Origin of the sequence: Streptomyces sp. NPDC052052 (assembly GCF_040680455.1) — a bacterium.
GTDB lineage: Bacteria > Actinomycetota > Actinomycetes > Streptomycetales > Streptomycetaceae > Streptomyces.
In genome coordinates, this window is record NZ_JBFAWU010000028.1 from 17,008 (window position 1) to 33,030 (window position 16,023).

At 68.2% G+C, this 16,023-nt stretch carries 23 protein-coding genes; all 23 read right to left on the bottom strand.

Translation table 11 applies throughout. The annotated features are described in order from the left end of the window. Window positions 1–514 precede the first annotated feature (514 nt). Window positions 515–2,062: a terminase family protein gene (locus tag AB0L71_RS28040; RefSeq protein WP_365248060.1), complete on the bottom strand. Its 1,548-nt coding sequence runs from the start codon at window positions 2,060–2,062 to the stop codon at window positions 515–517. Further along, window positions 2,043–2,576, bottom strand: coding sequence for a hypothetical protein (locus AB0L71_RS28045; protein ID WP_365248062.1), 534 nt, complete (start codon window positions 2,574–2,576; stop codon window positions 2,043–2,045). Before AB0L71_RS28045 ends, AB0L71_RS28040 begins: the two co-directional genes overlap by 20 nt. 217 nt (window positions 2,577–2,793) lie before the next feature. Next, the gene (locus AB0L71_RS28050; RefSeq protein ID WP_365248064.1) at window positions 2,794–2,949 is read right to left on the bottom strand and encodes a hypothetical protein; all 156 of its coding nucleotides are present in this window, start codon (window positions 2,947–2,949) and stop codon (window positions 2,794–2,796) included. A gap of 603 nt (window positions 2,950–3,552) precedes the next feature. Then, a complete protein-coding gene (locus tag AB0L71_RS28055) occupies window positions 3,553–3,987 on the bottom strand; it encodes a protein kilB (protein WP_365248066.1) in 435 nt (144 codons plus the stop codon). Between the two features lie 74 nt (window positions 3,988–4,061). Next, the gene (locus AB0L71_RS28060) at window positions 4,062–4,190 is read right to left on the bottom strand and encodes a hypothetical protein (protein ID WP_365248068.1); all 129 of its coding nucleotides are present in this window, start codon (window positions 4,188–4,190) and stop codon (window positions 4,062–4,064) included. Between the two features lie 155 nt (window positions 4,191–4,345). After that, window positions 4,346–4,879, bottom strand: a complete 534-nt coding sequence (locus tag AB0L71_RS28065; protein ID WP_365248070.1) for a hypothetical protein — start codon at window positions 4,877–4,879, stop codon at window positions 4,346–4,348. Window positions 4,880–5,073: 194 nt separating this feature from the next. Continuing rightward, on the bottom strand, window positions 5,074–7,251 hold the full coding sequence (locus AB0L71_RS28070) for a hypothetical protein (RefSeq protein ID WP_365248071.1): 2,178 nt from the start codon (window positions 7,249–7,251) through the stop codon (window positions 5,074–5,076). A 19-nt stretch (window positions 7,252–7,270) separates the two neighbouring features. Next, a complete protein-coding gene (locus AB0L71_RS28075; RefSeq protein ID WP_365248073.1) occupies window positions 7,271–9,238 on the bottom strand; it encodes a hypothetical protein in 1,968 nt (655 codons plus the stop codon). 233 nt (window positions 9,239–9,471) lie between these two features. Beyond that, window positions 9,472–9,780 (bottom strand): hypothetical protein, encoded by a 309-nt coding sequence (locus AB0L71_RS28080; RefSeq protein ID WP_365248075.1) that lies wholly within the window; start codon window positions 9,778–9,780, stop codon window positions 9,472–9,474. A gap of 160 nt (window positions 9,781–9,940) precedes the next feature. Next, entirely contained in the window at window positions 9,941–11,137 is a 1,197-nt protein-coding gene (locus AB0L71_RS28085; RefSeq protein ID WP_365248077.1) for a hypothetical protein, read from the bottom strand. 35 nt (window positions 11,138–11,172) lie between these two features. Continuing rightward, window positions 11,173–11,748: a hypothetical protein gene (locus AB0L71_RS28090; protein WP_365248079.1), complete on the bottom strand. Its 576-nt coding sequence runs from the start codon at window positions 11,746–11,748 to the stop codon at window positions 11,173–11,175. Between the two features lie 38 nt (window positions 11,749–11,786). Next, a complete protein-coding gene (locus AB0L71_RS28095) occupies window positions 11,787–12,026 on the bottom strand; it encodes a hypothetical protein (protein WP_365248081.1) in 240 nt (79 codons plus the stop codon). 37 nt (window positions 12,027–12,063) lie between these two features. After that, window positions 12,064–12,723 carry a hypothetical protein gene (locus AB0L71_RS28100; RefSeq protein WP_365248083.1) on the bottom strand — a complete coding sequence of 220 codons (660 nt, stop codon included), beginning with the start codon at window positions 12,721–12,723 and terminating at the stop codon, window positions 12,064–12,066. Then, entirely contained in the window at window positions 12,720–12,857 is a 138-nt protein-coding gene (locus AB0L71_RS28105; protein ID WP_365248085.1) for a hypothetical protein, read from the bottom strand. The genes AB0L71_RS28100 and AB0L71_RS28105 overlap by 4 nt, the downstream gene beginning before the upstream one ends. Then, window positions 12,857–13,132: a hypothetical protein gene (locus AB0L71_RS28110; RefSeq protein ID WP_365248087.1), complete on the bottom strand. Its 276-nt coding sequence runs from the start codon at window positions 13,130–13,132 to the stop codon at window positions 12,857–12,859. Before AB0L71_RS28110 ends, AB0L71_RS28105 begins: the two co-directional genes overlap by 1 nt. Window positions 13,133–13,169: 37 nt before the next feature. After that, window positions 13,170–13,817, bottom strand: a complete 648-nt coding sequence (locus tag AB0L71_RS28115; RefSeq protein WP_365248089.1) for a hypothetical protein — start codon at window positions 13,815–13,817, stop codon at window positions 13,170–13,172. Window positions 13,818–13,862: 45 nt separating this feature from the next. Then, the gene (locus AB0L71_RS28120) at window positions 13,863–14,177 is read right to left on the bottom strand and encodes a hypothetical protein (protein WP_365248091.1); all 315 of its coding nucleotides are present in this window, start codon (window positions 14,175–14,177) and stop codon (window positions 13,863–13,865) included. 106 nt (window positions 14,178–14,283) lie between these two features. Beyond that, entirely contained in the window at window positions 14,284–14,439 is a 156-nt protein-coding gene (locus tag AB0L71_RS28125) for a hypothetical protein (RefSeq protein WP_365248093.1), read from the bottom strand. Between the two features lie 18 nt (window positions 14,440–14,457). Beyond that, window positions 14,458–14,841, bottom strand: coding sequence for a hypothetical protein (locus tag AB0L71_RS28130; protein WP_365248095.1), 384 nt, complete (start codon window positions 14,839–14,841; stop codon window positions 14,458–14,460). Then, complete coding sequence (locus AB0L71_RS28135) at window positions 14,838–14,975, bottom strand: hypothetical protein (protein WP_365248097.1); 138 nt, start codon at window positions 14,973–14,975, stop codon at window positions 14,838–14,840. Before AB0L71_RS28135 ends, AB0L71_RS28130 begins: the two co-directional genes overlap by 4 nt. Then, window positions 14,972–15,148 carry a hypothetical protein gene (locus AB0L71_RS28140; RefSeq protein WP_365248099.1) on the bottom strand — a complete coding sequence of 59 codons (177 nt, stop codon included), beginning with the start codon at window positions 15,146–15,148 and terminating at the stop codon, window positions 14,972–14,974. The genes AB0L71_RS28135 and AB0L71_RS28140 overlap by 4 nt, the downstream gene beginning before the upstream one ends. After that, a complete protein-coding gene (locus AB0L71_RS28145; RefSeq protein ID WP_365248101.1) occupies window positions 15,148–15,315 on the bottom strand; it encodes a hypothetical protein in 168 nt (55 codons plus the stop codon). The genes AB0L71_RS28140 and AB0L71_RS28145 overlap by 1 nt, the downstream gene beginning before the upstream one ends. Further along, complete coding sequence (locus tag AB0L71_RS28150; protein ID WP_365248103.1) at window positions 15,315–15,869, bottom strand: hypothetical protein; 555 nt, start codon at window positions 15,867–15,869, stop codon at window positions 15,315–15,317. Before AB0L71_RS28150 ends, AB0L71_RS28145 begins: the two co-directional genes overlap by 1 nt. Window positions 15,870–16,023 lie beyond the last annotated feature (154 nt).

The window sequence follows — 16,023 nt, forward strand, 5'->3', positions numbered from 1 at the left end:
CCAGGCCCCGCGCCATGTAATCAGAGTACGGGTGGCTGATTCATGTGTTGCCCCCGTGCTGCCTCTTCCATGAAACCCGTCCCGGGAAGCCCCCATGTGCATAAGGTGATTCCGCGGTGACCTCGTGTCGCAGCGTCACATCCCCTTGCACTACACAGAGGAGGGGATATCGATGGCTGGACGCCATAGGAAACCGAGCACGAAACGAGGTGGGGCCCTGAGAACAGGGCTCGCTGTTGCATCGCTGATCGTCAGTCTGGTCCGGGTCGCTTCCGAACACGGTCTGACGTAGCGCAGCGGTCCATCCCAGGGCCACCTCGCTGGAGCCCAGGGCCAGTAACGCTGGTCCTGGGCTTCTCCTTGCCCTTACGCACTGTTCAGTGCGCTGGTCTTGCCTAGGCCAATGTAGCCGCAGATCACCAAGAAATCCTGGAGACGTCGGCGAAACTCCACCCGGGTGGGATTACTGACGCGGGAATCACATTCGACCAAATGTGGATCGGCACTTCGGTGGTCATCGGCGTCCCGTCAGCCGCTGGTCGCGGTACGAGGTGGTGCCGACGGCTGCTGCTGCGGGGTCTGCGAGCTCGGTGAGCCCGTGCACCGCGGCATCCATGCGGTCCGGGGAGTCCATGCCGGGCAGCCACGTCACCATCTGGCGTTCCAGGGTGTCGAACTCGGCGAGGTGGTGCACCTTGCCCTGCTCGTAGAGCTGCGCGATGGGTTCGGCGCGGAGTCTCTTGCCCTGTTTGGCGTTGACTTCGACGATGCGCGGCATGGGCAGTCCCCTGGTGCGCCCCTCGCGTTCGAGTTCCTGCCATGCCTGTACGAGTACCTGGCGGGTCATGTCGCCGCCGAAGTTCGTCTCTACTGTCAGCGCGTCCGCGGCAAGGTCGATGGCGGTGAGGCACGCTTCTCGGCCCCAGGCTCCTGCCCCGTAGCGGCCGGACCGGTCGGCGAGTACGTACAGTTCTCCGGCTTGGTCGCGGCCGGCTGCGACGATCCCGGTTTCGTCGTTGGCGGTGCCCGCGCCCCCGGACGGGTCGATCGCGACGACGATGCGGGTGAGGTCGACTCCGCGGAACGCGACGGGGCTGATCCTGTTCGCGGTGATCCATGCCCACTGCCAGACCCCGCCTTCAAGGGGGCGTGGCTGCTGCTGGTAGAGGGACCACCAGACGCGTTCGCCGACGGATTTCCGGATGCGGGCGTAGTCGTCGGCGGTGAACCGGTCTGGCCAGAGTGCTTCACCGGGTTGTCGGCCGAGCGGGTCGTCGGCGGTGAGGGCGATGGCGGGAAGGTCGATGACGATCCAGTCTTCGGGTTCCTCGCGCAGGAGCCGGCCGGAGAGGTCGTCGTCGTCCCAGCGAGTGTTGACCAGCAGGACTGATCCGTTGGGCTCGAGGCGGGTGAGGAGGACTGACTGCCACCAGTCCCAGACGCGGTCGCGCTGGGTGGGGCTGCTTGCGTCTTCGGAGCCTTTGAACGGGTCGTCGACGGCCGCCACGTGAGCGCCGCGGCCTGTCAGCGCCCCTCCGACACCGGCGGTAACCATGCCGCCTTCGTGGCTGTCGATGTCGAACCGGTTGGCGGCCTGGGATCCGTACTTCAGACCGATTCCGAGAGTGTGGGCGTGTTCGGTGATGGTGTTGCGGACCCAGCGGCCGTGGTCGTCGGCGAGGTGGGCGGCGTAGGAGGCGAGCATGAACCGGTGGTCGGGCTGGCGCCGGAGGTACCAGACAGGTCCCCATCGGGAGGTACGCCGCGATTTCCCCGCCCTCGGCGGCATGGTGACCATGGCTTTGATGCGCTCACCTGCGTTAATGCGCTGGTAGATGCGGTCGATGATGTCGAGGTGGGGGGCTTGCATCTCTTTGCCCTGGGTGAGGACAGCCGCGAGCGCCCCGGGTGCCCGGTCCAGGGTCATGCCGCGTTCGATGCGCATGAGCTTGCGCCGCACGTCGGGGGTTGCGCGCTCGAAGGTTCGTAGCCGCTGGTCGGGCGGAAGGGTGCGGTATTGGGCGAGGACCGCGGCCTGGTGGTCAGCTGTCGCTGTCGTCATCGTCGGCCTGGTCCTCGTCCTCTTCTTCGTCTTCCTCGTCGTGGTCGAGGGAGGGGGCGGGCGCGTCGGGCTGGTCTGCGATGTCGACGAGGGCCCGGAACTCGCTCAGTTCGCCGCTGCTGAAGGGGATGTCTCCGCCGTCGGGGCCGCTGATCTCGGTGCGGACGGGCACCTTGGTGCCGAGGAGGTCATCCAGATCGGCAACGATCTTCCGTGCCTGTTCGTGGGCCTTGAGGTCGAGATCATCGCCGGTGCCGGTGGCGGCGGGCCAGACGGACGCCAGAAGGCTCAGGAGGCGTTCCTTGCTCTCTTGCCGGTACAGGGCGACTTCGGCAGCTTCGTCGGCGGCGCGCTTCTTCATGAGGCGGTGGAAGTCTTTGCTCGCGGACTGGCGGGATGAGTAGCCGAGGGCGAGAATCCGGGGGTCGTCGAAGTTGATGCCGGCGCGTCGCAGGTGAACGAGCTTGGTGCGGCGCTCGGTGACTTCGGCGATCTTTGCTTTGGAGGCTGGCATGGCGGTGGGGCTCCCGCTGTGTGTGATTGTCAGGCCCCGCGCCTGTCTCAGATCATCCACGATGGTCGGCTTTGGGTTCCCCCTGGTGGGTAGCCGATGCAGCAGATGGTGGCCTGGTTCCGGGAGCGCCCCGGGGGGTCGTGACGAAGGTGTCGTCAGGGTGCTGGGGGCACGGCGGGGGCTGACGTGTGAGTACGGCCCCCGCCGCGGTTTCAGGTCAGTAGCGGGCGATCAGCCAGGCGATGACCAGGCCTGTGGCGAAGTCACCTACCCGGTACGCCACGCCGCACAAGAAGCTTGTGTGGACGCTCTGTCCAGGCCTGACCAGCCATTTCCGCAGGTAGCGGGCAGGGGTGGTGTGCCATCTGTCCACGCCAGCGCTGTTCTCGGGGGGCGGTTTCGCGTTACTCTGCATACGGAGTCCTTCCGTCTTGCCGATGCTTGGACACCGCGCAAGGAGCCCCCTCGACCCATGGCGTAGGAACCGTGTCGAGGAAGCGGGGCTCCTTTTGCGTTGGTGAGAAGTGTACGTACACGGAGCGTCAGTCCTGCTGTCCTACGTGGGGATTGGGCGGCACTGGGGGATGTTCCAGACATTCCGTTACCGCGTTAGCCGGATTATTTGGCACTGGGCGGCACGAGCCGACACGAGACCTTCCGAGACTCACCGAGCCTCTCCGAAACTCACGACTTTGCCGTGATCCCGATCACACTTTCCAGCCGCTCCCTCAAAGGGCGTGTCGTGACGTACGTCGGCCCCGTCAGCCGGGGGGACTGGCGGGGCCGGGTTGAGCCGCTGTGCGGTCGGGGGTTGCCGCGGGGCGGGCTCGGTGTGGGGGTTTGTGGCACGGCCCGTGGTGCGTCATCCGGGCGCGGGGACACCGTGAGACTCGGCAGTCCGGGCCGTGCAGTACAAGCGTGGCGTACGGAGGGCCGCTTGTCCGGGCTGCTATGCCCGGGGGCCCGGATCGGGTGTTCATGCGGCGAGTAGGCGGCCGGCTTCGATGGTGAACTGGGTGGCTGCGGTGAGGGCCTTGGTGCGGGCCGTCTCGAGTGCGGCCTGGTCGGGTGCGTGCCTCATGTCGTAGGTGGCTCGGGCGGCGGTGTCCGCGGCTGCGGTCAGTGCGGGCAGGAGCAGGGCTACTCGGACGCTGGGGGCGGTGATCGCGGATCGGGTGGTGTGGGAGGCGGCGCGCGCTTCGGCCCAGTTGCCGCCTTTGAGTCGTAAGTCCTCGCGGGCCCACATTGCTTGGCGGTGGTCTGCCAGGGCGGTGCCGAGGTCGGATACGGCGGTGAGGGCTTCTCGGCGGCGCGCTTCTCGGGTTGCGGCGGTGCGTTCGGTGCGCTGGATCAGGGAGGTGAGGAGGACGCCGGCGAGGGTGCCGGCGACTGCTACGAGGGATTGCCACATGGGGTGCCTCCGGGTTGAGGGTTCGGGGGTGGGTGTCGGGCAGTGCCCTGATCGGAAGGGCGGTTCCGTCGGGTTCAGGCTCCGCCGTCCCGGGCTGCGGCTTCGGCAATGGTCCGGGCGAGTTCTTCGGTGGCCCGCCGTTGTTCCTCCGCTGCTCGCTCGAGCTGGGCCTGGAGGTCCTGGGCGGCGCTGTCGTCAGACATGGGTTCTCCTTCGGGTTGGTGCTGCAGACCGGGGGTGTTGGCGCGCAGTGCCCGGCGGAGGGGACTTTGGTGCTCGGGTGTGTCGGGGTCGAGGCGGGCGACGAGGTGCCGCCCGTCGGGAAGGCGGGCGGTCACCACGTGGGTACGGGGCTCGGTCACTTGGGCAGCTGGTTCCTGGTGTGGGCGATGACGCCGCGGGTCTGGGTGTTGATGGCGCGCTGGTCGACGGTGACGCTGCCGTTGTAGTGGTGGTGGACGGGTGCGGGTGCCGCTTCGACGACGGCTTTGGCTTTGCCGATGAGGCGGCCGAGGGCGAGGACGAGCACGGTGGGGGCTCCGAAGGCGATGGCGCAGACTGTGGGGTCGGCGTACCCGGAGGCGAGCATGACGAGGGAGGTGCTTCCGCCGATCATGAGGCTGGCTGCCCCGCTGGCGAGCATGAGGGCGCTGGCGTCGGTGGCCTTCTGGCTCATGGGTGCCCGGCCGGGCTGGAGAACGGGCGGGGTGGTACCGACGACGGGGAGCGGGGTGTCGTCTCGGAAGCTGGTGGGCAGGGCTGTGGCCTGGTCCAGCGCATGGTTGAAGGCGTTGGCAATCCGGTCGATGCGCTGCTGGTCGGTCTCGGTGAGGGTGGGCTGCCCGGCCGGGGTGGCGGTGGGCTGCTTCGGGGCGGTCAGGTGGGTGTTCATGGGGTTCCTTTGCGGGGCGGCGGGCGGTGAGGGCAGATACAGAAAGCCCCCGGGTACGACCCGGGGGCTTTCCTGGTCGTGTGCTGGGTCAGTCGATGTCCGGCTCGTTGCGGGACTGCTCGTTGAAGTAGATGGCGGCGAATCGCACCGCCGAGTCCTCGCTGAGCCCGGCCTTCTTCAGGCCGGCAATGAGCTCAGCCATGTGGAGCATCGCCTCGTCCATGGGCGTCATCGTCAGGTCCGGGAACTCGTCCGGCTGCATTGGGAACCTCACCGCTCTCTGGGGCCGCGTAGGTTCCATCATCGCGCTTCACGAGCTTGTTCTGCAGGCCGAGTTTGGCGCACAGGTCACGGAAGGTCCGGTCGGACTTGTCGTAGCCGGCCCGGACCATCAGCGGGTACACCTCGGACGGTTTGACCGGTCGCCCCTGGGCCGCGAACAGCTTCAGAGCCAGTTCGTCGTTGGAGACGGGCTTGGGTGTCGATGCGGCCATTTCGATCGCGGCTTCCTGCTGCGCGGCCCGCTCGAGCTCGTCTTCGTCGATGAGGGCCGCGGTGAGGCGCGGGATGTCGGCGCTCTTGCCGGAGGAGGGCGGGGCGAGCGTGTAGCCCTCGTCGTCGGTGGCACGGCCGAGCAGAAGGTCGTACGACGCCGGTGTCTCCCAGGAGGTGTACAGCTCCCACACCGACTCGTGCATGCGGTCGGCGGTGACGTTGCCGTATGCGTCGCCTCGCAGGTTCGGGATGATCCGGGCCCAGCGCTGGGTCCAGGCGAGGCCCATGGCCTTCGCCGTGATCGGGTCCATGTCGGGTCGGATCGGGGAGAGTTCGCGCGCCGCGTCCATGAACAGGGACTGCATCCGGGTGTAGTCGTCGCTGCCCTGGTCGAATGCCTCGGCCATGGTGGCGTAGGCCTTCGCCGGGGTGGGCTGGAAGGGGCCCTTCGTTGTCGACATGTACGCCACGGTGCCCGGGTCGGTGAAGATGGCCATGTCGGGGGCGCCGGTGTCGGGGAACAGCATCTGGAGCTCGGACGAGTTGTTCGTGCGGAGTCCGATGCGTCCCGGGGTGAGCTCGTCGGCCGTGGCCGTGATGTACTCGCGGGTCGCCCTGAGCCCGGTCTCGGACACCCGCACGTTGACCGAGCGGCCTTCCTCCATGATGAAGTCGAGGCCGTCGAGGACGTCGTCGGGCATGGACTTGGTCTCGTCGACCCGGATGTGAATGGCGGGGATGTCGGGGCGGGCGGGGAGGTTGTCGACGTCTTCGTCCTCGAGGAGGTCGGCGTACTCGGTCTTGCGGGCGGCGATTGCGGCCTTGGCTGCCTGGATGACGAGGCGGCACTCGTCTTCGGTCGTGGCCGGCCAGTCGATCAGGGGGCGCCCGATGCCGTGCCGCAGGTAGGGGTTCACGAAGACCGCGCTCATCTTCGCCGAGGTGTCGAGGTCGATGACGATCGCGTCGACGCAGCGAACGAGTCCGAGGCCGAGTGTCTTCATCAGGGCGGTCTTGCCGGAGCCCTGGGCGCCGATCGCGATGAACCCTTCGTCCTTGAGGTTCAGTCCGGCTTCGTCTCCGTTGCCGACGACACCGAAACCGACCGGCTTGTTGATCGTGGTCGGGGTCAAGCGCGGGTAGGGGATCGCCCCGGACATCATGTTCTTCCGGGTGAGCGCGATGAAGACGACGTTCCGGGGGACGCTCGGGCCGCCGGCGTTGAAGGACACGCCGCCGCCCTTGGGGAGGTGGAGGGCGCCGGCGAGGGCGGCTTCGTATCCGCGGAGGGCGTCGATGTTCATGTGCGCAGGCAGTGTGATCTTCACGGTTTCGCCTGCGCCGCTTTGCCACTTGTCGACGACCGGGTCGGCGACGGCGCCCTGGATGCCGCACACGTCCTCGAGGAGGCGTGCCCACGAGTCCTGTGCGCCCTTGATCTTCTCGCCCTCTTCCAGGCGGCGGTCGAGCTCCTTCTCGGCCTCGCGGGTTCCTTCGCCCCACCGGTCCATGCCGATGTTGACGGCCGCGCCGGTCGCCCAGATCGCACCGCCGAACGCCATCTTCAGCAGGGTGGGGCCTTCGGCGAGCGTGTACGACAGCCATCCGGTCATGGACAGCCATGAGGCGGCTCGGGCGACCGTGACGCGCCGCCACGATCCGCGGGCCTTCTCGTACGCGACGGCTGCACCGGTGCAGATGACCCCGGCACCGGCGCCGGCTTCCCACGGGATGTCGGCGAGCGGGGCGACGAGCGCGGACGCGACCGCGATCTCGCTGCCCCATGCGACGAGTCGCCCGGGGGTGACGGCGTCCCTTGAGAAGTCCCATTTCTTCGGCTTGTCGGTGAGGGTCACCGGCAGTTCTGCACTGGACATGTCCTGTCTCCCTTCCTGGTTACTCGGACGACCCGCGTCGGCCGACTACATCCCATTTGGACTCCGCTCGGGCGCCCTTGCCGGCGCGCCCCTTCGCGTTCAAGCTCAGTTCGCGCTGGTGCGCCTTCCGTGCTGCCTGGATGGCCTTCTTCAGCTCGTCGGAGACGCGGCGTACCTGCCCGGCGGTGCGGGCGACGGTGTCGTCGACGACGTTCTCGGTCGGCCACGTCTTCTGCATGCGCCGGTAGAGCTTGTTGATCGAGTCGGCGACGACATCGACGCCAGCGGCCGACCCTGCGACCTCGGACAGGACGACGACCATGTGGCCGCGGTTGAAGCCCTTCATCAGGTCGATGAGCTTCTTCGTGCTGCCGTCGGAGGCGGGCACGAGCTTGCTGCCGCCCTGCCCGCCGCCCGAACCGGACGAGGAACCGGCGGGCAGGGCGAGGCGTGCGGAGTGCGCCGTGGCGATCGCAGCGCGGAGCTTCGCAGCGTCGAGCGTCCCGGGGGCGTTGCGGATGTTCCACCGCTCCTCGCCGATGCGGGGGTCGAGGACGCGGATGATGTCCTCGCGGTGCGCCTGGACGAAGACGACCATGATGTTCTCCGCCATGACGCCCGCGGTCCGGGCGGCGACGGCGGCGTTGTTGAGGTGCTTGATGACGGACGGGTGGAGGGGTGCGGTGCGCGAGAGGGCCTTGCCCGCTTCCTGCACGGCGGTGCTGAGGTTCTTGCACATGTTCGGGATGCCGGTCAGCTCCACGATGTGGTCGGCCATGTCGGCGGCATCGTCGCTGTGCAGGCCGTGGGCGAGCTGCTCCGCCATGGCGCGCAGGATCATGTACGCCGTGGTGCCTCGGAAGTCGATCTGCCGCGCGATGGCGACGCCTGCTGTGCGGGTGCCGGTCGGGGCGACCTGAATCGCGGGGTAGTTCACGGGGGTGCTCCTCGTTTTCTCTGCTGCCGCGGTCAGCGCGAGCAGCTGCTCTTCGTGGTGGAGTTCGAGGTCGATCCGGTGGTTCTCCTGGCGGATCACTTCGACCTTCACCTTGTTCGGGTCGCCCATGTCGCCGTCTCGTGCGGCTTTCTCGGCGGCCTTCTTCCCGGCGGCGATGGCCTTGCGGCGCCGCTTCTTCTCGCGCTCCTTACGGACGAGGGCGATGCGGTCCTCGTCGATCACCTCGGCGTCGATGACCTCGCTGGGCGGGCTGGAGGGCTTGGGCGGCAGGCCGTCGTCGACGATCTCGGCGTCGATGAACTCGTCGTAGTCGGCACCGCCGTTCGGGCCTTTCGGGTTCTTCGGGTCGAGTCCGTCGCGAGCGGTCGCCGACGAGACGTCGCCGCTGTTCTTCTTCCGGTCCTTCTTCGGCTTGTCACCGCGGCCTTCCCACGGCTTCGTGCTGTCGGGCTGCGGGCCCCGGTTCTTCAGCCACCCGCGCCCCTTGCTGTCCTTCGGGGTCTTCGGGTCCTTTCCGCCGTTGTTCTTGGTGTCGGCGCCGGCGCCCTTGCCTGATCCGCCGTCGGCGCCGTTGTGCTTCCCGTTCTTCGGCGCCTTGTTGGTCTTGTCGCGGTTCTTGAGCTTGCCGCTGAGGTCCTTCCCGAGCTTGCTGAGCTTGTCCGCGACCGGGTCCTTGACCTTGGGCTTCCGGTGAGTGCCGGCCCCGTCGGGCCTGGTCCCTGTTCCGGTCCCGGTGCCGCGGCCGTTCGGGGAGCGGTGTCGGCTGTCGCCCGGGTGGTTGTTCCGGCCGGTGCCGCCGCCGTTCCTGTTGCCGCCGCCGTTCCGGCCGCCGTTTCCGTTCCCGGAGGGGGTGCGTCCCGAGTTCGTGGCACCGGCGGCGTTGCGGTTGGTGTTCTCGTCGTGCTCGCGGCGCCTGCTGCGCCACATCGCCGCGGCGGCGAGGGCCGGGCCGGCGATGCCGCCAACGATGGCTCCGACCGGGCCGCCGACGAGGAAGCCGACGCCGATCGCGGCCGTCTCGCCGCTCACGCTGTGTGAGATTGCGGCGTATCCGTTTCGCAGTGAGTTATCCCTATTGCCCTGAGATCGGCTCGGGGCGGGGCGGGGCGGGGCGGTGGTGCGGGGCTGCTGAACGACCACCAGGGGGCCCTGTGAGCCGTTTTCGCTTCCGCCCCGCCCCGCCCCGCCGCCAACACCGTCACTCTGCGTGCTGATCGAGAATGCTGCCGAGTTGGGGTCGATCGGGGTAATCGTCTCCGCGCTCACCTCCCGTACCTCCTCTCGCTGAGTCCCTGCTTGGCGTCCTGAACGGGCTTGCTGGCGCCCCCGGAGGCCTCGTACGGGTACTGGCGGCGGAGGTTCTCGATGTGCTGCAGGGCCTCGTACAGCTCGTCGCGGATCTCCTCCATGTCGAGGTCCGGGAGGCAGGTCTCGGCGGTCTCGATGGCGGTGGTTCCGGTGGGGCGGATGTCGGGGCTGGTGAATGCGGACGAGAGCGGGAACGGGGTCAGGGTGGTGTGCGTCGAGGGCTCCCGCATCCCGGCCTCGGTGAAGATCTGGTTGATGTCCATTTCAGGGTGTCCTCCGGATTGCGGTGAGCGAGGCCAGTTGTTGGCTGGGAGACTGTCAGCTTAGTCATATCCCATTGCTTACGCCATAGGTTATGGCGGATTGGCGTCGGGTTCGGATCGTGGCCATGGGTGGTCTTCGCGGGTTCGGGGTGGCTGACGGTTACGGGTTGTTGCCGGTGACCTTGATGTGGACCTCCTTGTAGAGGGCCCGGATGTCGTCGGTCTTGAGCCCGTATCCGGCGTCGCGCCAGGCCTTCTCGAAGGCGTTCTGCGAGGGGGCCGGTCCGGTGCCGCGGAGGTCGAAGTAGAGGTCGAAAGCGAGGGTGCGGCGGTCCGGGGTGCCCCCGGCGGGCCCCTGGTTCGCCTGCGCCGTGCCAGGGTTCGCGCTGGGCGAGCCTGCACCGTGGCCGGAAGTGCGCCCAGGTGTGCCCTCGCTGGTCAGGGCGTCGCCGTTGTCTGTCTGGGCCTCGGGTGCGCCCTGCGGGTCGAATGAGGGGCGCAGGGCGCGAAGGGTGTAGTTCTCGGACCGGTCAGGGAGGTTCTTGAAGGCGCGCATGCGGTCGATGCGGGTCGTGATCCGGAGTTCGACGCCGTACTCGTCGAGGGTGTCGTTGAGTCCGTTGAAGGATGCGTCGCCGGCGCGCATCAGCGCCTTCTCGTAGCGGCGCTGACCCATGATCATGGGCTTACCGAGGGTGACGAGTGAGACAAGCCTGTCCTGGGCGTTCCGGCGGCTGATGGTCTCGGCGTCCGCGCCACGGGATCCGATGCCGAGCTTGGACTCGAGGCGCTTCAGGCGGTCACGCCAGGCACGGGCCAACAGCCCGTCGGACTTGATCTCAACCTTGCCGAGCTTCGCTTCGAGGCCGAGGAGCTTGTGGAGGCCGTAGGCGAGCATGACGGGGCCGACGATGCGGACGAGGGCGGTGCCGAGGTCTTCGTTTTCCTGCCGGACGACTTCCATGGCGCCGATCGCCTGGGCGAGGACGAGGACGTACGCGGCCCGGGTGGCGCCCTTGTCGTTGAATGCCCAGGCGTAGACCGAGAGGCCGAGGACGATCGCTTCGAGTACGAGGCCGACCGTCATGTGCCATGGCGACTCCATGTGGAGGCGCTTCGCGGCGAAGCGGGCGGAGGTGTTGGTGGAGAGGGCCAGGCCGGCTACGACGACGAGGCCCATGCCGAGGAAGCCGATGAGGCTGCGGCGCTTCTTGGGGTCGCTGGTCTTGTCGCGGTTGGTGCGGGTGCGGATCTTGGCGGTGATGCGGTAGCCGACGGTGAGGGTGACGGCGGTGAGCAGGATGGCCCATGCCGGGACGGGCACTTGCTCGACCGCGTTCTGCACTGAGGAGAGCATGGGCGGGTGGTCCTTCCAGGGGTCGGGGTGGGTGGTCAGGCGGCGGCAGGGGGGTTGGGGAGGCCGATCAGTCCGGCTACCTGGTCGCCAGTCAGCTTGTGCCGGTGGTCCGCGATCAGCTCTTCGGCGACGGCGGTGATCTGTGCCCAGAGGTCGTCGACCATGTCGGTAGCGGCGGACGTTGCCTGGGCCCAAGTGGTGCCGTTCTCCGGGGCGGGGCCGTCAAGGGTGATGGGGTAGTTCGCCTTGGCGAGTGCGGCGAAGGCCATGTCACGGTCGTGTGGGGCGGCGGTGACGGCAGCGGAGGCGGGGGTGAGGAGGTTGTTGTCGCGGAGGTACCGGGTGCCCGCTGCTACTCCTGCTGCGAGTTCGATGGCGAGGTTGGCGCAGAGGACGTAGCTGGTGTTCCAGGTGGTGGTGCCGGTCCAGCCCATGTATCCGTCGACGTCGATGGTGTGGACGCGGGTACGGGCGAGGCTCATACCGAAGGTCATGCCGGTGACGGCATGGGCGGCCTCGTGGTACGCGATGCTGGCGATCAGCTGGTCCTTGGTGAGGGGGTTGATGCCAGGGGTCCGTGTGTCGGGGAGGGAGTTGAAGTCGACGTACATGGCGCGCTGCGTCCTTCCTGGTCGTGGTGCGGGGTGGGTCAGGCGGCGGTGTGCGTGCCCTTCGGGGCGGTCAGGCGTCGGGTGCGTCCGCGGCGGACGAGCCCGGCGTTGAGGTAGTCGACGGCTTCGGTCTCGTCGATGCGGAGCTGGTAGCGGCCGAAGGCGAGGGCGATCAGGTCGGCAGCGGTGAGTTCCTTGGTGTCCTGTCCGTAGATCAGGGAGTCGGCGGCGCGCATGAGGCGGGCGTGACGCCAGCTGGAGCTCAGGTTCTTGAGCATCGGGTTCGGTGTCCTTCCTGTTCTGGGTGGCGGGCGGTCAGGCGGCGGGGGTGCCGGTGCAGGTGGCTGAGTGGGTGCCGTTCGGCAGGTCGGCGATGCGGGCGATCTGGCCGCCGGTCAGGTGCAGTCGCGTCGCAAGGGCGTCGGCGACGGCGGTGATGGCGTCCCAGTGCTGGGCGATGAGCTGGTCGGCGAGGTCGTGAACGACGCGGTAGTCGTTGTGGTCGGCGCCGAATCCGAAGTGCGGGTTGGCGGCGAGGAACTCGCGGCGGTCGCCGTAGGCGCCGAGCTCTACACCGACGGCTCGGCGGGGGGTCCAGAGGTCGTTCTGGCGGAGCCAGCGGTCCTCGGCGCGTTCTCCGGCGCCGAGGAAGACTGCGAGGTCTTGACCGTCGGAGAAGTTGCAGGCAAAAACGTTGCCGCCAGGGATTCCGCTGTCTGAGGGTGCTGCAGTTTTCAGAACAGCGGTCGTGGCGATCTTGGCGTAGTGGATGTAGGCGTGGCCGACGAGTGCGGCAACGGCGTGGGCGGACTCGTGGATGGCGCACATCTGGTCGCGCTGCTGGTCGGCGAGATCACCGCGGTAGACCTCGGTGCTGGCGCCGTAGTCGGGGGCGGCGTGGCGGGTGGGGTAGGGCTGGCCGTTGATCGTGATGTCGTCGTGCCACATGGCGGCCAACTCAGGGTTTGTGGTCACGAGGTTCGGTGTCCTTTCCAGGCGTAGGCGGTAGCCGTGGCGCAGATGAGTGCGGGGGTGAGTTGGTTGGTGGTGATGGCGAGGAGGGTGATGGCAAGGAAGCCGTAGCGGGCGAGGGGTGAGGTGCGGCGCATCAGGCGGTCGGCTTCGGCATGGCCCGGCAGGTCTCGGCGTGGGCCTGGGCTCGGCGCTGAGCCGAGGGGAGGGCGTTGTCGATCTTCTGGTCACGGACTTCGACGCTGTCGGTGTAGAAGACTTCGAGGTACTCCGACTCCCGCCAGGGGCAGCGCTCGCCCTGGCAAACGGCATGTAGGTCGTCTGTGTAGGCGATGTCGACGGTGGCGCCGCCGACGGTGAGGTAGCGGGCGATGACGCCCTCGGGCCAGGCGGTGGTCTGCTGCACGGTCATCGGGTTCGGTGTCCTTCCTGGTCGTGGTGCGGGGTGGTCAGGCGGTGCAGGTGGCTGAGTGGGTGCCGTTCGGCAGGTCGGCGATGCGGGCGATCTGGTCGCCGGTCAGATGCAGTCGCGTCACAAGGGCGTCGGCGACGGCGGTGACGGCGTCCCAGTGCTGGGTGATGAGCTGGTCGGCGAGGTCGTGGACGACGCGGTAGTCGTTGCGGTCGGCGCCGAATCCGAAGTGAGGGTTGGCGGCGAGGAACTCGCAGCGGTCGCCGTAGGCGCTGAGTTCGATGCCGAGTGCTCGGCGGGGGGTCCAGAGGTTGTTCTGGTGGAGCCAGCGGTCCGCGGCGCGCTCTCCGGCGCCGAGGCAGGTTGCGGAGGTCTGGCCGTCGGGGAAGTTGCAGTTGATCGTGTTCCCGTGGGATGTGCCGGTGGTGGTGGGTGTAGCGGTGACCAGTTCGGAGAGGGGCTTGATCGTTGCGCTGTGGACGCAAGCGCGGGCAACAAGGGCGGCGACGGCGTGTCCGGCTTCGTGTACGGCGGTGAGGTACTGGTGGTGGTGGACGGGCAGGTCGTCGAAGCAGTCCTCGGTGGTGGTCACGTCGTCGGGGCAGGGGTGGCGGGTGGGGTAGGGCTGGCCGTTGATCGTGATGTCGTCGTGCCACATGGCGGCCAGCTCAGGGGTTGTGGTCACGGGGTCCGGTGTCCTTTCAGGTCGTGGGGCGGGGTGGTCAGGCGGTCAGTTGTGGGTGTTCCTGAAGGCGGCCTCGTAGTCGCCGCCGGTGGCTTCGATGACGGTGTGGGCGTTCTGGGCGGCGGCCTTGACCTGCTCGACGGGGATGGTCGGGTCGGTGATGGCGGCGGTGAGGGTGTCGATGAGGTGCTGGGCGGCGGTCTGGGGGGTGTTGTTGGCCCAGAGGGCGGCGGTGTCGGTGAGGGCCTGGTGCCAGTCGCCGGTGAGGACGTGGTCGATGGAGTCGCCGAGGATCTGGCGGGCGGCGTCGCGGGCGTCGGCGTCGTCGAGGGGCTGGTACGGGGCGAGGGTGGCGTCCATGGGGGGGGTCCTTCCTGGCTGGTGCTGGCGGGTGGGTGGTGCGTGGAGTGCCCCGGGCCGGAGTCGATCCGGCGCCCTCATGGCTGGTTACCGAGGCGGTAGGAGGTCAGCGGCGGCTGCTCTTCGTGGTCTGCCTGCACTTGTGCTGGTTGACGGTCGGCTGAACGGACGTGGCCCGCTGGACCGTGGTCTGGTATCCGCAGTCACGGCACGTCAGGGAGATCGGGCCGTTGCCGACCTGGATGTAGTCGAACGCGGACATGAGGTGCTCTCCTCAGGGTCAGTTGCCGTCGATGGCGGCGGAGGCTTCGGATGCGTGCTGGTGGAGGTAGGGGTCGAGGAGCTCGTAGCGGGCGGCTGAACCGTGCTTGCGGGCCTGCTCCTGCTGGTCGATCGGCAGGGTGCGAAGGGTCGGGTTAGTGTCCGCGTCGGAGAGTTGGCCGATCAGGTAGGCGAGGGCGGTCAGGACATTGGCTTCGTCGGCCCCGGCCAGAGCGGCCAGGAGCGTCTGCGTCGCGTCGGGGTCCAAGTCGCCGACCTCGGCTGCGGCGGCTGCCTTCTGGATGCCGGTGAGGATGTCCTCGATGCCGGGCAGCAAGGAGAATCCGTCGAGGAGGTCGAGGGTGTCGGCGAGTTCCGTGTCGGAGTTCGTCTTGGTCGTCACTGCTGCCCCCGGGTGAGTTCGGCGAGGCGGGCGGCGGCTTCCTGGGCGGCGGCAAGGTCGGCGGCGGCCTGTGCGCGTGCGGCCTCCAGTGCGGCGGTCGCTGCGGCGTGGGCCTGCTGCTCTTCGGGGGTCACAGCTCTTCACCCCATTCGCCGGTGACGAGCTGCTCGAACGCAGCGAGGGAGGCCTCGGCATCCGGGGAGCTGAAGACGTCCGCGAGGTAGGACTCCACCTCGATCTGAGCGAAGTGGTCCTCGATCGCGGCGATGAGGAGCGGGTCGACGTCGAACGGCCTGTCCGCGGTCATCACGCCACCTCCCCGCGCATGACGGCCATCAGGAAGTCGTCGAGGATGATCGGTGCGGCGTCGGGGCGGGTGGAGTCGTGGAGTTCCAGGTTCCCGCCGCTCTGGACGGCCGCCTGGATGGCCTCGGTGTCCGGGGCGTTCATGTCAATCCGCGTCGGGTTCGTCATCACGCCACCGCCTTCACGACGAGGCGCTCGTTGCCGCGCTTGATGCCCGTCGCGAAGAGGCGACGCCCCAGCCCGGGAACCAGCAGCCTGGAGATGCGGTCCAAAACGTCCGCGACCGTCATCTCCGATGCCTCGGTGTCCGTGAGGAGGACGTACGCGCGGTCCGCGTCCTTGGCCGCCTCTGCCCGCGCATAGTCAGCGAGGTCGCTGGCGTCACGGATGGCCTGCTCCCGGGACTCCTTGGTGTGGTGGTTGCCGTACCGGTTGTCGTTCCAGGCCCGGAACGCCTCCCCGTCGTACTGCGCGCACTGGTACGTAAGGCGCGCGGACATGAGGAGCGTGAAGCTCAGAGTCTCGGGGGTGAAGACCCGGTTCGCCTGGCTCGGCCGGGTGAGGCGGCGGGCGAGGTCGGTGAGGAACTCGCTGCTCGGCAGCCGAACGATCCGGCTGGCGACGATGTGGCGCGGCGCCTCGGAGATGTCGGGGTCGGTGGTGGGTGCGAGTTCCGCCTGCCGGCGGATGCTTCCGGTGCTGCTTGTGCGATCCTTGTTCATGCGGATCGGCCTCCTGATTGAGCAGGTAGGGCAGGGTCTGCATCCAGGGCCCGGTGTCTCACCACCGGGCCCTTTTTGCTGCCGCCGTACTGGCGACACGAATGACACTACGCACACTTTCAGTGCGAGTCAATGCCCACAGAAAAGTTTCTGT

What these genes read in the sequence shown, in the direction of transcription:
- AB0L71_RS28040 (WP_365248060.1), bottom strand. Translation starts at nt 2,062, where the DNA reads ATGACGACAGCGACAGCTGACCACCAGGCCGCGGTCCTCGCCCAATAC.
- AB0L71_RS28045 (WP_365248062.1), bottom strand. Translation starts at nt 2,576, where the DNA reads ATGCCAGCCTCCAAAGCAAAGATCGCCGAAGTCACCGAGCGCCGCACC.
- AB0L71_RS28055 (WP_365248066.1), bottom strand. Translation starts at nt 3,987, where the DNA reads ATGTGGCAATCCCTCGTAGCAGTCGCCGGCACCCTCGCCGGCGTCCTC.
- AB0L71_RS28060 (WP_365248068.1), bottom strand. Translation starts at nt 4,190, where the DNA reads ATGTCTGACGACAGCGCCGCCCAGGACCTCCAGGCCCAGCTCGAGCGA.
- AB0L71_RS28065 (WP_365248070.1), bottom strand. Translation starts at nt 4,879, where the DNA reads ATGAACACCCACCTGACCGCCCCGAAGCAGCCCACCGCCACCCCGGCC.
- AB0L71_RS28070 (WP_365248071.1), bottom strand. Translation starts at nt 7,251, where the DNA reads ATGTCCAGTGCAGAACTGCCGGTGACCCTCACCGACAAGCCGAAGAAA.
- AB0L71_RS28080 (WP_365248075.1), bottom strand. Translation starts at nt 9,780, where the DNA reads ATGGACATCAACCAGATCTTCACCGAGGCCGGGATGCGGGAGCCCTCG.
- AB0L71_RS28085 (WP_365248077.1), bottom strand. Translation starts at nt 11,137, where the DNA reads ATGCTCTCCTCAGTGCAGAACGCGGTCGAGCAAGTGCCCGTCCCGGCA.
- AB0L71_RS28090 (WP_365248079.1), bottom strand. Translation starts at nt 11,748, where the DNA reads ATGTACGTCGACTTCAACTCCCTCCCCGACACACGGACCCCTGGCATC.
- AB0L71_RS28095 (WP_365248081.1), bottom strand. Translation starts at nt 12,026, where the DNA reads ATGCTCAAGAACCTGAGCTCCAGCTGGCGTCACGCCCGCCTCATGCGC.
- AB0L71_RS28105 (WP_365248085.1), bottom strand. Translation starts at nt 12,857, where the DNA reads ATGCGCCGCACCTCACCCCTCGCCCGCTACGGCTTCCTTGCCATCACC.
- AB0L71_RS28110 (WP_365248087.1), bottom strand. Translation starts at nt 13,132, where the DNA reads ATGACCGTGCAGCAGACCACCGCCTGGCCCGAGGGCGTCATCGCCCGC.
- AB0L71_RS28120 (WP_365248091.1), bottom strand. Translation starts at nt 14,177, where the DNA reads ATGGACGCCACCCTCGCCCCGTACCAGCCCCTCGACGACGCCGACGCC.
- AB0L71_RS28125 (WP_365248093.1), bottom strand. Translation starts at nt 14,439, where the DNA reads ATGTCCGCGTTCGACTACATCCAGGTCGGCAACGGCCCGATCTCCCTG.
- AB0L71_RS28140 (WP_365248099.1), bottom strand. Translation starts at nt 15,148, where the DNA reads ATGACCGCGGACAGGCCGTTCGACGTCGACCCGCTCCTCATCGCCGCG.
- AB0L71_RS28145 (WP_365248101.1), bottom strand. Translation starts at nt 15,315, where the DNA reads ATGACGAACCCGACGCGGATTGACATGAACGCCCCGGACACCGAGGCC.
- AB0L71_RS28150 (WP_365248103.1), bottom strand. Translation starts at nt 15,869, where the DNA reads ATGAACAAGGATCGCACAAGCAGCACCGGAAGCATCCGCCGGCAGGCG.